The sequence below is a fragment of the Streptomyces sp. NPDC007905 genome (genome assembly GCF_042959345.1).
Taxonomy (GTDB): domain Bacteria; phylum Actinomycetota; class Actinomycetes; order Streptomycetales; family Streptomycetaceae; genus Streptomyces.
Map to the genome: position 1 here is coordinate 13,657 of NZ_JBIBKS010000031.1, position 12,314 is coordinate 25,970.

Sequence of the window (12,314 nt, forward strand, 5' to 3'; positions counted from 1 at the left end):
GGAACCAAGAAGATGCCCGTACCCGTACCGCGGCAGAGAGCGATCCCGGCCGTGGAGAGTGGTCAGGCGCAGGCCGCCGCCCCTGGCGGCCCCCTCAAGGAAGAGGCTCACCGGAGCGCCACGGCCGGCGGCGCGAACGCCGCCACTCTCACCCTGCTGCTGATCGAGGACGATCCGGCGGGCCCGCCGATCGTGCCCGAACTGCTGGACCCCTCCGGCAAGCCGATCCGCGTCCGCACCGCTCGCAACCTCACCGAGGCCGAGCGGCTGCTCACCGACGACGTCCACTGCATCCTGCTGGACCTCGCGCTCCCGGCGCCCGGCCGGGCCACCGACGAGGACGCCGACGAGCTGGCCGTGCTCAGGCACGTGCTGCAGCTCGCGCCCCGGCACGCCGTGCTCGCGCTGACCGCCTCCGGCGACGCCGAGCGCGGCGCCGAGGCCGTGCGCGTGGGCGCCCAGGACTATCTGTTCCGGGACGAGCTGGACGGCCGTCTGCTGAGCCGCGCCATCCGCTACGCGGTGGAGCGGAAGCGATCCGACACCGCCGAGCGCCGCCTCGCCGAGGGCAAGCTGCGCGCCCAGGAGAACCGCCGGCTCGAGCGCGGGCTGCTGCCCACGCCGCTGCTGGAGGGCTCCTCGCTGCGCTTCGCCGCCCGCTACCGCCCCGGCCGGTCCCGGGCCCTGCTCGGCGGCGACTTCTACGACGCCGTCCGCACCCCGGACGGCACCGTGCACGCCATGATCGGCGACGTCTGCGGCCACGGCCCGGACGAGGCCGCGCTCGGCGTGGAGCTGCGCATCGCCTGGCGGGCGCTGACGCTGGCCGGGCTGTGCGGGGACGAGCTGCTGAGCACGCTGCAGCAGGTGCTGGAGCACGAGCGCGCGGACGAGGAGATCTTCGCGACGCTGTGCACGGTGGACATAGCCCCCGACGGCCGCCGGGCCGGACTCTGCCTGGCCGGGCACCCGTCCCCGCTGATGGCCCGCCCCGGCCGCGCGCCGAAGCTCCTCCCGTACGACAACAACGGCCCCGCCCTCGGCCTGCTCCCCGGCGCCCGCTGGCCGCGGACGCAGGTGGAGCTGGGGCCCGAGTGGAGCCTGATGCTCTACACCGACGGCCTGATCGAGGGCCGGATCGGCACGGACGGGGAGCGGCTCGGCCAGGACGGGATGGTGGACATGATCCGCCGCCAGCTGGCCGAGGGCCTGCGCGGCGAGGATCTGCTGCGCGCCGCCGTGAGCGAGGTCCGCGACCTCAACGGCGGCGAGCTGACGGACGACGTCGCGGTGGTCCTGCTGGACCGCACGTCGTAAGGCTCCCGGCGGGGCGCCAGGGGCTCAGCGGCCGCCGTTGTACGGCCCGTAGGGACCGTCGCTGCTGCTTCCGCCGCGGCGGCGGCCCCAGCCGCCGCCGGAGACCTGCTTGAGCGCGGGGCGTACGTCCACGATGTAGACGATGCTCGCCACCAGGCCGACGATCGGCAGGATGCCGAGGATCGAGAACAGATAGCTGACCACGAGCGCGATGCCGAGGACGATCAGCCAGAACACCTTGTTCTGCTTGTCGGCCGCGCGGAAGGCGTCCTCGCGCCGGAACGCGGCGTCGAACAGCCCGAACGCGGCGAGGGCCATCAGGACGATCTTCAAGATCCCCATGAACCCCGCGAAGCCCAACATCAGCATGCTGCCCACCGCCCGCCGTCTCCCGATCCGTACGCCGTCACGCTACCCGTAGAACGGGCCGGGCACCCCCAAGGTGCCCGGCCCGTCAGTGGCTCTCCGGTCACTTGGCCGGCGGAGTCGGCTTCTTGGCGGTGGGCGTGACCTTGCGAGGGGCCGGGGCCTTCTTCGCCGCCGCGGCCTTCCTGATCGCGGCGGGGTCGGCCTCGGCCGGCTTCGGCTCCACCCTGACCTCGCCCGGCTCGGGCTTGCCCTCGACGGCGATCGCCAGGTCCTCGATCTCCTCGGCGGCCTCGCCGCGCCAGGTCTTCACGGCCTGCTCGCCGTGCTCGGCGACCTTCTCATAGGTCTCGCGCGCCTTGACGGCGTACTCGGCGGCGACGCCGACGCCGCGCAGGGCGAGGTCCTGGGCGCTCTCGCCGAGCTTCTTCAGGTCGACGTCGAGGGTGCCGATGAACTCGTTGACCTTGGTCTGCAGGGTCGCCTGCGCCTCCTTGGCCCGAGCGGCGGCCTTCTCCTGCACGGCCTTCGGGTCGGTGCTGCGCACGGCCTCGATACGGGCCGGGGCCTCGGCGCGCAGCTGCTCGACCAGGGCGGGCACCTTCTTGGCCTGCTGGAGGGCGAGGTCGGCGGTACCTGCGGCGAAGTAGAGCGGGGTCGGGTCGCTGAGGGTCTTGCGCAGGTCGTCGGTGATGGCCATGGTGATGGTCCTCCCGGATTCGCGTTCGGCTGAGGGTTCGTATGGTCCGCGGTGTGGCGTCCGGCGGCTGCCTTGTGAGGTCCCGCCTATCCGGCCGTCCGCCGCGGACCGGCATCGCTGCCGCCGGCCGTGCGGGTGCCGCGTACGGCGGTGTCGCTCGGGACGTCGGTGTCGCTGGGCCGTTCCTCCGCAGCCCCCTCACCGAGGTCCTCCGCCGGTTCGCCGACCCCGAATCCGTTCTCCTTGCGGAAGGATTCGTAGATCTGGAGCAGCACCTGCTTCTGCCGCTCGTTCAGCGTGGGATCGGCGAGTATGACGGCGCGCGTCTCGACCTCGTCCCGGTCCCGTTCGGCGTCGAGGATCCCGGCGCGGACATACAGCGTCTCGGCGGAGATGCGCAGTGCCTTGGCGACCTGCTGGAGCACCTCCGCGCTCGGCTTGCGCAGCCCGCGCTCGATCTGGCTCAGGTACGGATTGGACACCCCGGCGGCGTCGGCGAGCTGCCGCAGCGACAGCTGGGCGTTTCGCCGCTGCTCGCGCAGGTACTCACCGAGATTGCCGACGTTGAGCGATGCCATACCCCCACCCTGCCGCACCATCGCTAACAATTGCAAGCACCCGCTTGCAATAGTGCGCCACGCCACGCACGAGGTTCACCCGCTCGCCACAGGGGCCTCACGTGTCCCCCGGTGTCCGGGCCAGGACTCCCCGGCCCCTGTCGCGAGCGGGGACGGCGTGCTGGACGACGAGGGCGGCGGTGAGGCACACGGCACCGGCGACCGCCATTCCGGAGGAGGGGCCGAGCGCTGCCATCACCCCGTTGGCAGCCGACAGGGTCAGTGTCTCCAGGCTCATCCGCGTCGTGCTGAACAGCGCGGCGCCGGCCCCGCCGCGCCGGGAGGGCACGTGGTTGAGTGCCTGACCGTCCGGGACGCCCTCGGTCAGTCCCAGACACAGCCCGACGGCCCCGGCCGCGACGAGAAGGGCCGCAGGACGGTTGGTCACCTGGAGGACGACCGCGGTGAGGGCGCAGGCGAACAGGGCTGTGGTCACCAGCGGCCGGGCCAGTCGGCGGGCGAGCCGCGCGGCGAGAAGCGGAAGGACCGTGGACGGCACGGTCAGCAGGCTGAGCATGATCGCTTCCTCGCCCGGGCCCATGCGCCGGGCGGCGCCGAGCTGAGGGAGCACGGTCAACCCCACCACGAGCATCCCCATGAAGGCGCCCGTCGCCACGGCGTAGGCGCGATAGGCGGGGATCCGCAACAGGTCCACGGGGATCGCGGGATCCGACGCGCGCCGCTCCACGCGGACGAGTCCGGTGGCGCCGGCCGCCGCGACGAGGACGAGTACGGCCGGCCCCCACCACGGGACGGCACCCCCGAAGCCCAGCCCGAGTGCGGTCACCGCGGCGGCGACGGTCACCCCGAACAGGACGGCGCCGGCACGGTCGAAGTCCTCGGACGGTTCGGGGCCGCGCAGCCCCTCAAGCCCGAGCGTGGTCAAGGCCGCGAGGGCGGCGACGGCCCCCGGCACGACGAAGACGAGGGGCCAGCCTCCGACGGCCATGAGGGCCTGGGCGACGACCGGTCCGAGCGCCAGACCGCTGCCCAGCACGGCCCCCGCGCAGCCGTACACCCGACGCCGTTCCTCCGGCGGGTACACGGCCAGGACCATCGACGACCCACCGGCGGCACACATCGCCGCCCCGATGCCGGCGACCGCGCGCAGTGCCACCAGGGACGGCAGGTTCGGAGCGAGGGCGGACAGGACCCCGGTGGCGGCGACAACGAGATTGCCGACGGCGAAGAAGCGGGTGCGGGCGCTGCGATCCGCCGTCGCTCCCGCCAGCAGCAGCACCGCGGCGAAGAGCCCGTTGTAGGCGAGGACGATCCACGGCCCGAGGGCGGCCCCGCCCGGCAGTCTGGCGGTCACCTCGGGGACGGCGGCCGTCGCGCCGGTGATGGCGAGGGGGAACACCGCATCGGAGATGAGGGCGGCGACAAGGACACGCCGACGTCGGCGAGGAGACAGGGCGAACACGGATGCGCTCCGGGACAAGGGAAGTCCGAGCGCCACAAAGGCGCTCCTGGCCATGGGTCAGGAGCGACGGCTGGAACCGGGGTTTCGCGCCGCCGCTCTCAGCGACGGCGCACCTTGTCTGATTCGGGCACGATCACACGTTAGCAGCGGCCCAGGGCGAGCGAGCCCGACTGGGGCGCCGCCCCGGGGCGGGCTGCTCACGGGCCGTACGTGGCCAGCCATTCCCGCACCGTCCCGAAGTCGGCCTCCGTCAGGCCGTAGCGGTGGTCCACGCGGTGCAGGAGGGCGGGTCCGGGGTGGTGGACGGCCACCCAGGAGCGGTCGGCCTCGGTGAGTTCGTCGTCGATCCAGACGAAGGGGCGGCCGGCCGTCCAGGCGACCAGGGGGCGGGTCTTCCAGTGCAGGAGGTCCGGTGGCGCGTCCTCGTCCGGCCATTCCACGACCGGCAGCGGGGGCAGGCCCAGCCAGGGCGCCAGGCAGGCGTTGGCCTCGTCCATCCATGTCGTGGCCCACACCAGCCGGCAGCCCAGGGCCGTGAGGCGTCGGCCGAGTGCCGGGTCGACGCGGCTGAGCAGGGGATGCCCGGCCGTGTCCGGGGCCAGGGCGGAAGCGCGGTCGTACACCGGGTAGGCGCGGTCCGCCGCCCCGAAGGGGATGAGCGGACCGTCGACGTCGAGGAAGAGCAGCATCACCCCCAGGATCAGCCCTCGAAGCCGTTCCCGGCGAGGATCATGTCGATCCGGGTCCGGTGCGCCGCCTCCCACGCGTCGAGGGTCTCGGCGGCCTCCTCGGCCAGCTTGGCGCGCGCGTCGGCGAGGACCTTCGCCCGGCGGCCGTCCGGGACCACCACCACCCCCTCCTCGTCGGCGACCACCACGTCCCCGGCCCCGACGCGCACGCCCGCGCAGCGCACGGGCCTGTTCAGCGGGCGCACGGCCTTCTTGGCGCCCGGGACCGGGATGACACCGCGGGCGAAGACCGGGAAGCGCATCCCGCGGACCTCGGCGAGGTCGCGGATCAGGCCGTCGGCGACGAAGGCCGCGATGCCGCGCCGTTGGGCGACGGCACACACGTTTCCGCCGGCCAACGCCCAGTCCAGGTCCCCCGACTCCACGACGATCACCGAGCCGGGCTGCGCGCGGTGGATCGCCGCGTGCAGCATCAGGTTGTCGCCGGGCGGGCAGCTCACGGTGAACGCGGGCCCGGCGATCCGTGGCATCGGGTCCCACAGCGGCCGTATGCCGATGTCCATGACCTGGTCGCGGCCGAGCAGGTCGGCGAGGGCGGTCGTGGGGATGTCCTGGAACTCGGTGGCGTCAGTCATGGCGCTGACGCTAGCGTTCCTGCCATGACTGCCGGGTCGGCCTCGGGCCGTGAACGAGTCGGGTGCCCGGCCTCTGAGTGAGGCCCCCGCGGGCCAGGAGCCCGCCGCTTTCTCTGCGCACCGAAGCAAGCAACCAGCCGCAGAGAGAGAAGAATTGAGTGCACCACGACTTCAACCAGAAGATCATCGATGAGTTCCGCGCCCGGCACGGCCGGCTGAGCGGCTTCTTCGAAGGCGCCCGCCTGATCCTGCTCACCACCACCGGCGCCCGCACCGGAACCCCGCACACCACCCCGGTCGGCTATCTCCCCGACGGCGGTGGCCGGATCCTCGTCATCGCCTCGGCCGGCGGCTCGCCCCGCCACCCCGACTGGTACCGCAACCTGCTCGTCCACCCCGAAGTGACCGTGGAGAGCGGGGTGTTCACCTACCGCGCCCGTGCCGAGGCGCTCGTGGGCGAGGAGCGCGACCGGGCCTTCGCGCGGGCGGTGGAGACCGACCCGGGCTGGCAGGCGTACCAGGAGAAGGCGGGCCGGATGATTCCCGTCGTCGCGCTGCACGAGATCGCCCAGAGCGGCCCGCCGGACATCGCCGCGGACTCCCCCGGGGAGGCGATCCGGCTGGTGCATGACGTCTTCCGGCGCGAACTGGCGCTGATCCGCGCGGAGATGGCCGACGGCGGCACCACGCTCGGCGCTCAGCTCCGCGTCAACTGCCTCACCCTCTGTCAGGGCCTCCACAACCACCACACCGGCGAGGACACCGCCCTCTTCCCGTTCCTCGCCGACCGCCATCCGCACCTCGCGCCCACCCTGGAGCGGCTGCGCAAGGAGCACACGAGGATCTCCGTCCTCGTGGCGGAGCTGCGGCAGGCGGTCTCCGGCGAGCACCCCGACCCGGCCGCCGCCCGCGCCGAGGTGGACCGGCTGACGGCCGAACTGGAGTCCCATCTGACGTACGAGGAGGAGCAGTTGGTGGCGGTGCTGGACGCCCGCTGACGCGGCGCGGGCGGCCGCTGGTGCTGAGGTCGGAAGGGTTTGCCGGAAAGGTGTGCCGGAAAGCTCGCGGCGTCCGGTGCCGGGGGCACCTCCCACGCCGTCCAGGCAGTGGGAGAGCCTCGCAAGGCGGAGCATCGCCCGCGTACAGGATGTACTCGGGTGATGCGACAACGCGACGAGGTGCCGTGCCGGGCGCCGCGAGCCGGTGAACCCTCCGGTCACAGCACTAGAACGGCAGCGGCCGCCCGTGCACGACGTCCAGGCGGGACACCGCACGGGTCAGCACCACGTACAGCCGGTGCGCCCCCCGCTCCTCCGCCTCCACGACGGCGGCCGGTTCCACGGCGACGACGTGGTCGTACTCCAGGCCCTTGACCACGCTCGCGGGCACCACGGCCACCCGGGCACCCAGTTCCTCCGGCCCGGCCGTCTCGATGCCGGCCGCGGTCAGCGCGTCCCGTACGCGGGCCACGTCCGCGTCGGCCGCCACGACTCCGATCGACCCCTCGTGGGCGAGCGCCTCCCGTACGGCCGTCACGGTCGTGCCGGGCACGTCATCGGTCGGCCGTACGGTCAGCTCGCCGTCCGCCCGCAGCGACCGCGCGGCCGGTACGGCCACGTCCAGCCGGGCCAGCAGCCGGTTGGCCGGCTCGACCACGGCGGCGGGCACCCGGAACCCGATGGTCAGCGGCACCACGGCCGCGTCCGGCTTGCCGAGGTGGCGCAGCTGGACGTCCCAGTCGCGGGCCGCCCACGGGGTGGTGCCCTGGGCGAGGTCGCCGAGCACGGTCAGCGATCCGAAGGCGGCCCGCCGGGCGATCGCCCGGCACTCCATGGGCGAGAGGTCCTGCGCCTCGTCCACCACGATGTGGCCGTGCCCCTCGGGGTGCTCGATCAGCCCGGACAGCTCGTCGAGGAGGACGAGGTCGGCTGCCGACCAGCGGGCGGACTTGTACGAGCGCGGCGGGCGGGGCCAGAGCAGGGCGTCCCGCTCGCCGGAGTCCAGCAGACCGTCGGCGGCCCGGGCCAGCACCGCGCTGTCGGTGAGCAGTTCGGCGAGCACCTCCTCGGGCCGGACCTTCGGCCATACGGCGTCGAGCCGGGCGGTGAGCGCCCGTGCCCGCTCGATCCGGCGCACCCAGGCGTTCGGCTGTGGGCCGGCCCGCCGCTCGGCCTGCTCCTGCAGCCGTCGTACGACCCGGGTGCGCACCCGCTCGCGGCCGATCGCGTACGGCGGCTGCTCGGCGCGCACCTCCTCGACGATGCGGGCCAGTTCGTCCGCACGGACCCGCCACCGGTAGGAGCCGTCCGCTACGGCGATCTCGGCCACGCCGGTGGCGGACACGCGTGCGTACAGCGCCCGGCGCAGCACCTCGGCCATGCGGGCGTCGTGCTTGACCGCGGCCGTGGGGACGGGGTCGGTGCCGGTGACCGGGTGGCGGGCGATCTCGTCCAGGAGGGTGGCCTGTCGGACTCCGGTCTCCCCGAGGGAGGGCAGCACCTCGGCGATGTAGGTGAGGAAGGTGCGGTTGGGGCCGAGGATCAGCAGGCCGGAGCGCCGGATGCGCTTGGGGTGGGTGTAGAGCAGGTAGGCGGCGCGGTGCAGGCCGACGGCCGTCTTGCCGGTGCCCGGGGCGCCCTGGACGCACACGGAGGCGGTGAGGTCGCCGCGCACGAGCTCGTCCTGCTCGGGCTGGATGGTGGCCGCGATGTCCCGCATCGGGCCGACCCGGGGCCGCTCGATCTCCCGCGCGACGATGTCGCTGACCTGGGACTGGCCCCGGCCGAGGCGCTCGTCCTCGAGCCCGGTGAGGTCGGCGGAGTGACCCCGGCTGCCCGGCGCCCAGCCGAACCGGCGCCGGACCTCGACGCCCTGCGGCCGGCGTGCGCTCGCCTGGTAGAAGGCGCGGGAGACCGGGGCCCGCCAGTCGACCACGAGGGGCGGGGCGGCCGGGTCCTCGGTGATCCGCACCCGGCCGACGTGGTAGCTCTGCCCGCCGTGCTCCGGGTGCCCCTCGGCGAAGTCCAGCCGCCCGAAGAACAGCGGGCCCTCGGGCAGTTCGCGCAGCGCCTTGGCCTGGCTGCGCAGCCGGTATCCGAGCACCTCGGCGTCGGCGCCGGAGGCGGAGACGTCCTCGCCGGTGACGACCTGCTCGGCGGCGCCGTCGACCATGGCGGCGAGGGCGGTGCGGCAGGCGTCGTGGTAGGCGCGTTCGCCGCGGAGGGTGGCTTCGAGGTCCTCAAGAGCGGGGTGGAGTGACGTCATGGCTCCACCGTAGCGAAAAATGTAACTGAGTTAAATATGTTACCGAGTCTCACCCTGGTTCGTGAGCCACGGCAGCCCGGCCGCCAGCCGCGAGAAGGCCCGCTCGGCCGCCCGCACCGCGTCCGGCCGCACCTCCTCCACGCCCTCCCCCGCCGCGATCCGCCGCCAGTTCTCGTGCGCGAGGATCCGCTGCACGGCGATGATCTGACCGGCGGCGAGCCGGGCGTCCAGGCCGCCCCCGAGCGCCTCGGCGAGCGCCGCCTCCGACCGTTCGAGATACCCGTACACCCGCGCCACCAGGGCGGGAGTGCCGTACAGCAGCCGGTGGAAGGCGAGCACGGCCGGGTGGTCGTTCAGCCCGGTGACCGGATCGCACCGCTCGAGCCCGTCCAGGAAGTTCCGGCGCAGCGCGTCCAGCGGCCCGGCCGCCCCGGCGGCCACCCGTGCGGCCTCCGTCTCGTGGTCCGCGATCCGGTACAGGACCAGGTCCTCCTTGGCCGGGAAGTACCGGAAGAGCGTCGGCTTGGAGATACCGGCCGCGGCGGCGACCTCCGCGACCGACACGGCGTCGAAACCACGCTCCAGGAACAGCCGTACGGCGATGTCCGACACATCCTGGTACATCCGCTGCTTCTTGCGCTCACGCAGGCCCATCTCACCCATGGGGCGAGCCTACGCAGGGTCGTCGGGGCGGGTGGCCCAGGCCAGGGCGCGGGCCAGATAGGGGTTGGTCCGGCGCCGGGAGGACAGGCCGAGGGAGGCGGTGGCCGCCGCCAGGGTCATCGCGTACGAGTCCACCGCGCGGCGCACGTTGGGGGCGTCCAGGCTCGCACCGGTGACCAGGCGGTCGAGGTCGACGTAGGCCGAGCGGACGATCTCGACCCACCGGTACACGCGCCAGTCCTGCCGCCAGTTGCGGGTGTACCGCGCCGGCAGGCGGCTCTCCCAGCGACGGAACATGCGGTCCCGGATCTCCGGCCGGGTGGGGGTCAGATGCATGTGCCGGACCAGCTCGTAAAGCGGGTCGCCGACCAGGGCCATCTCCCAGTCGATGACGGTCAGGGCCGGTCCGTCGTCCCGGCGCACCAGGTTCCAGGGGTTGAGGTCGCCGTGCAGCAGGGCGGGGGCGCGGTCGGTGACGTCGTGGCGGGCGAGGATCTCGCGCAGCCGGAGCGCGTCGGGCAGCCCGAGGAAGCGGGCCAGCTGCTGGGAGCCCTTGGGCAGTCCGGCGACCAGCGCCACGAGCTGGTCGCTGAGCCAGCCGTAGAAGCCGAGCCGGCCCGCGAGCGGGTCGATCTGGATGTAGTCGACCTCGGTGAGCGCGGCCAGCTGGTCGACCAGGCCGTCCGCCTCGTGCGGGAGCAGCCCGTTGACCGGGTGGTCCGGCTTGCGGCCGGGATCGCGCGGGCCCTCGTACGTGTGGATCGCGAAGCGGTCCCCGGAGTACGTCCGGATGCCGCAGAGGTCCATCGAGTGGCTCTCGCCCAGCGCCAGCACCCGGGGCGCGGCGACCGCGGCCCCGGACCGCTCGATCGCTCTGAGCACGGCGTGCTCGCTGAGGAAACTGCGCTCGCGCCGGGTGACGTTCGCGACCTTGCGGCGGACCACGACCGGGAACCGGGTGCCGGGCACCCGGAGCACCGAGTTGAGGTGCGCGGTGCCCTTGAACACCCGGTCGGCCGGGGCCGCGCCCTCCAGGAGGAGGGCGTCGGCGACGGCGGTGTGGGGGAAGTCGACGTGTTCCGGGACGCGCGGGTCCGGTTTCCAGTCGATCGCCCGGGTGACCGGACCGCGCCAGGGGCCGCCGCCGGCCGGCGCTCCCGTACCGGTGCCCCGGCCGACCCCGGGCCGTACGGACGCGCGCCAGCGGAACAGGATCCGCTCGATCTCCCGCCGCCCCGGCACATGGGCCAGCCGCAGCGGTTCCGCACCCGCCTCCAGGGCGCGCTGGACCCATGCCGTGGCCTCGTCCAGGCTCTTCTGGTCGAAGGACTCCTCCAGGGACTTCGCCGCCCGCATCACATCGGGGTACACGGACTGCGCCCGCTCGAAGGCGACGTAGTGGCGCAGGTCCCGGGCCACGCCGTTGGCGGCCGCGGGCCGGACCTCGCGCATGGCGCGCACCCACGCCTCGACGACCTCGTCCCACTGGTGGTCCGGGTAGCGCATCCGCACCAGGTGCGTGGCGAGGTCGTGCAGCGGGTCTCCGTAGGTGGCCAGCTCCCAGTCGACGCGGACCAGCGGCGGGTCACCGCCGTACGGCATGATCAGGTTGTCGCGGTGCAGGTCGGCGTGGAGCAGGCTGTAGGGCCGGCGGGACATCGCGGGGACCCGTTCGGCCAGCCGGGTCAGGGCGTCCTCGGGGATGCCGAGAGCGGTGAACAGGCCGCCGAAGCAGGACCAGTTGGGCTGGCGGATCTGCAGGTCGGCCATGCGGGCCAGGGTCTGCAGGAAGCCCTGGCTGTCGGTGTAGTTCCGGGGCCACAGGGCCGGCAGGGCCGGCAGCGCGGCGACGCTGCGCACCTGGGCCGTCTGGGCGAGCAGCCCCGCCAGTGCCCTGATCAGCAGGCCGTCGACCGGTTTCCCGTCGCCGCAGACGCTGGAGAGCGGGACCCCTTCCACATAGCTGTGGATGGCGAAGCCGTCTCCCTCGGCCAGGCACTCGGGCACGTTGGGCAGGACACCCTTGATGGCCCGCAGGATCTCCGCCTCGTTCTGCCAGGTCCGGAACACCACGGGCAGCGCGCCGGTGCGCCGCAGCCGCACCGTCACGGCGGTCCCGGGTTCCCGGCCGAGCAGGCGGGCCACCGGCTCGGTCAGCGGGGCCACGTAGTTCTGGTGGTGGAAACCGCCGCTCGCCTCACCCGTCTCGGCGGCATGCTCCACGAACGCGCGGCAGACGGCGTTCGGCCAGGCTCCGACGACGCGTCCCCCGGCTGTGCCGCGGGGGACGGGTGGTGCGCCCACTGGCCGCTCCGGGTTCGATTCGCGCGGAAACTCTGGAAACAGGGGAAACGGGAAACGCAGGAACACTGGAAACAGAGCAGAAAGGGGCAGAGCGGCAAAGCTGAGGGGCGGGGGAAACGTTATGCCCAAGTGACGGGCGGCACGACCCGAGGCGCAGTGGAGTAGCCCATCGGGTGGTCGGCCACTCATCTGTGCCAGTCGGCCGGGACCGGCTCGTCGCCGTCCCTTACGTACGGATCCGAGCGGTCGCTCAGTCGGCTGCGCGGATGCTATCGCATGGCGGGGCCCTCGTCGGTGAGCAACTCCCGGACCGCCTCGAACCAGGCCGTCATGCCC

11 protein-coding genes are annotated in these 12,314 nt (G+C 73.4%); 2 read left to right on the plus strand and 9 right to left on the minus strand.

The genetic code is table 11. The features are described from left to right. Window positions 1-12 precede the first annotated feature (12 nt). Window positions 13-1,317, plus strand: a complete 1,305-nt coding sequence (locus ACFZDC_RS36555) for a SpoIIE family protein phosphatase (RefSeq protein WP_391330685.1) — start codon at window positions 13-15, stop codon at window positions 1,315-1,317. Window positions 1,318-1,341: 24 nt separating this feature from the next. Here the strand turns inward: ACFZDC_RS36555 and ACFZDC_RS36560 are convergent, their stop codons facing one another. The 6 genes from ACFZDC_RS36560 to ACFZDC_RS36585 all read right to left on the minus strand — a co-directional run bounded on the left by ACFZDC_RS36560 (window position 1,342) and on the right by ACFZDC_RS36585 (window position 5,747). Then, a complete protein-coding gene (locus tag ACFZDC_RS36560; RefSeq protein ID WP_391330687.1) occupies window positions 1,342-1,686 on the minus strand; it encodes a DUF2516 family protein in 345 nt (114 codons plus the stop codon). A 100-nt stretch (window positions 1,687-1,786) separates the two neighbouring features. Then, window positions 1,787-2,383 carry a hypothetical protein gene (locus tag ACFZDC_RS36565; RefSeq protein WP_391330688.1) on the minus strand — a complete coding sequence of 199 codons (597 nt, stop codon included), beginning with the start codon at window positions 2,381-2,383 and terminating at the stop codon, window positions 1,787-1,789. 86 nt (window positions 2,384-2,469) lie between these two features. Next, window positions 2,470-2,961 carry a helix-turn-helix domain-containing protein gene (locus ACFZDC_RS36570; protein WP_391330689.1) on the minus strand — a complete coding sequence of 164 codons (492 nt, stop codon included), beginning with the start codon at window positions 2,959-2,961 and terminating at the stop codon, window positions 2,470-2,472. A 97-nt stretch (window positions 2,962-3,058) separates the two neighbouring features. After that, window positions 3,059-4,423 carry an MFS transporter gene (locus ACFZDC_RS36575; RefSeq protein WP_391330691.1) on the minus strand — a complete coding sequence of 455 codons (1,365 nt, stop codon included), beginning with the start codon at window positions 4,421-4,423 and terminating at the stop codon, window positions 3,059-3,061. 197 nt (window positions 4,424-4,620) lie between these two features. Beyond that, window positions 4,621-5,112 carry an HAD domain-containing protein gene (locus tag ACFZDC_RS36580; protein ID WP_391330693.1) on the minus strand — a complete coding sequence of 164 codons (492 nt, stop codon included), beginning with the start codon at window positions 5,110-5,112 and terminating at the stop codon, window positions 4,621-4,623. An 11-nt stretch (window positions 5,113-5,123) separates the two neighbouring features. Then, entirely contained in the window at window positions 5,124-5,747 is a 624-nt protein-coding gene (locus ACFZDC_RS36585) for an RraA family protein (protein WP_391330695.1), read from the minus strand. A 158-nt stretch (window positions 5,748-5,905) separates the two neighbouring features. On the opposite strand from ACFZDC_RS36585, the gene ACFZDC_RS36590 reads away from it, so the two are divergent. Next, window positions 5,906-6,745, plus strand: a complete 840-nt coding sequence (locus tag ACFZDC_RS36590; RefSeq protein WP_391330697.1) for a nitroreductase/quinone reductase family protein — start codon at window positions 5,906-5,908, stop codon at window positions 6,743-6,745. A 226-nt stretch (window positions 6,746-6,971) separates the two neighbouring features. On the opposite strand, the gene ACFZDC_RS36595 is transcribed toward ACFZDC_RS36590, so the two are convergent. Genes ACFZDC_RS36595 through ACFZDC_RS36605 form a run of 3 tightly spaced genes read right to left on the minus strand, consistent with a single transcriptional unit; the run spans window position 6,972 to window position 11,978 of the window. Beyond that, entirely contained in the window at window positions 6,972-9,011 is a 2,040-nt protein-coding gene (locus tag ACFZDC_RS36595) for a HelD family protein (protein ID WP_391330700.1), read from the minus strand. A 39-nt stretch (window positions 9,012-9,050) separates the two neighbouring features. Beyond that, entirely contained in the window at window positions 9,051-9,674 is a 624-nt protein-coding gene (locus tag ACFZDC_RS36600; protein ID WP_391330701.1) for a TetR family transcriptional regulator, read from the minus strand. Between the two features lie 9 nt (window positions 9,675-9,683). After that, complete coding sequence (locus ACFZDC_RS36605; RefSeq protein ID WP_391330703.1) at window positions 9,684-11,978, minus strand: phosphotransferase; 2,295 nt, start codon at window positions 11,976-11,978, stop codon at window positions 9,684-9,686. Window positions 11,979-12,314 lie beyond the last annotated feature (336 nt).

What these genes read in the sequence shown, in the direction of transcription:
- ACFZDC_RS36555 (WP_391330685.1), top strand. Translation starts at nt 13, where the DNA reads ATGCCCGTACCCGTACCGCGGCAGAGAGCGATCCCGGCCGTGGAGAGT.
- ACFZDC_RS36560 (WP_391330687.1), bottom strand. Translation starts at nt 1,686, where the DNA reads ATGCTGATGTTGGGCTTCGCGGGGTTCATGGGGATCTTGAAGATCGTC.
- ACFZDC_RS36565 (WP_391330688.1), bottom strand. Translation starts at nt 2,383, where the DNA reads ATGGCCATCACCGACGACCTGCGCAAGACCCTCAGCGACCCGACCCCG.
- ACFZDC_RS36570 (WP_391330689.1), bottom strand. Translation starts at nt 2,961, where the DNA reads ATGGCATCGCTCAACGTCGGCAATCTCGGTGAGTACCTGCGCGAGCAG.
- ACFZDC_RS36580 (WP_391330693.1), bottom strand. Translation starts at nt 5,112, where the DNA reads ATGCTGCTCTTCCTCGACGTCGACGGTCCGCTCATCCCCTTCGGGGCG.
- ACFZDC_RS36585 (WP_391330695.1), bottom strand. Translation starts at nt 5,747, where the DNA reads ATGACTGACGCCACCGAGTTCCAGGACATCCCCACGACCGCCCTCGCC.
- ACFZDC_RS36595 (WP_391330700.1), bottom strand. Translation starts at nt 9,011, where the DNA reads ATGACGTCACTCCACCCCGCTCTTGAGGACCTCGAAGCCACCCTCCGC.
- ACFZDC_RS36600 (WP_391330701.1), bottom strand. Translation starts at nt 9,674, where the DNA reads ATGGGTGAGATGGGCCTGCGTGAGCGCAAGAAGCAGCGGATGTACCAG.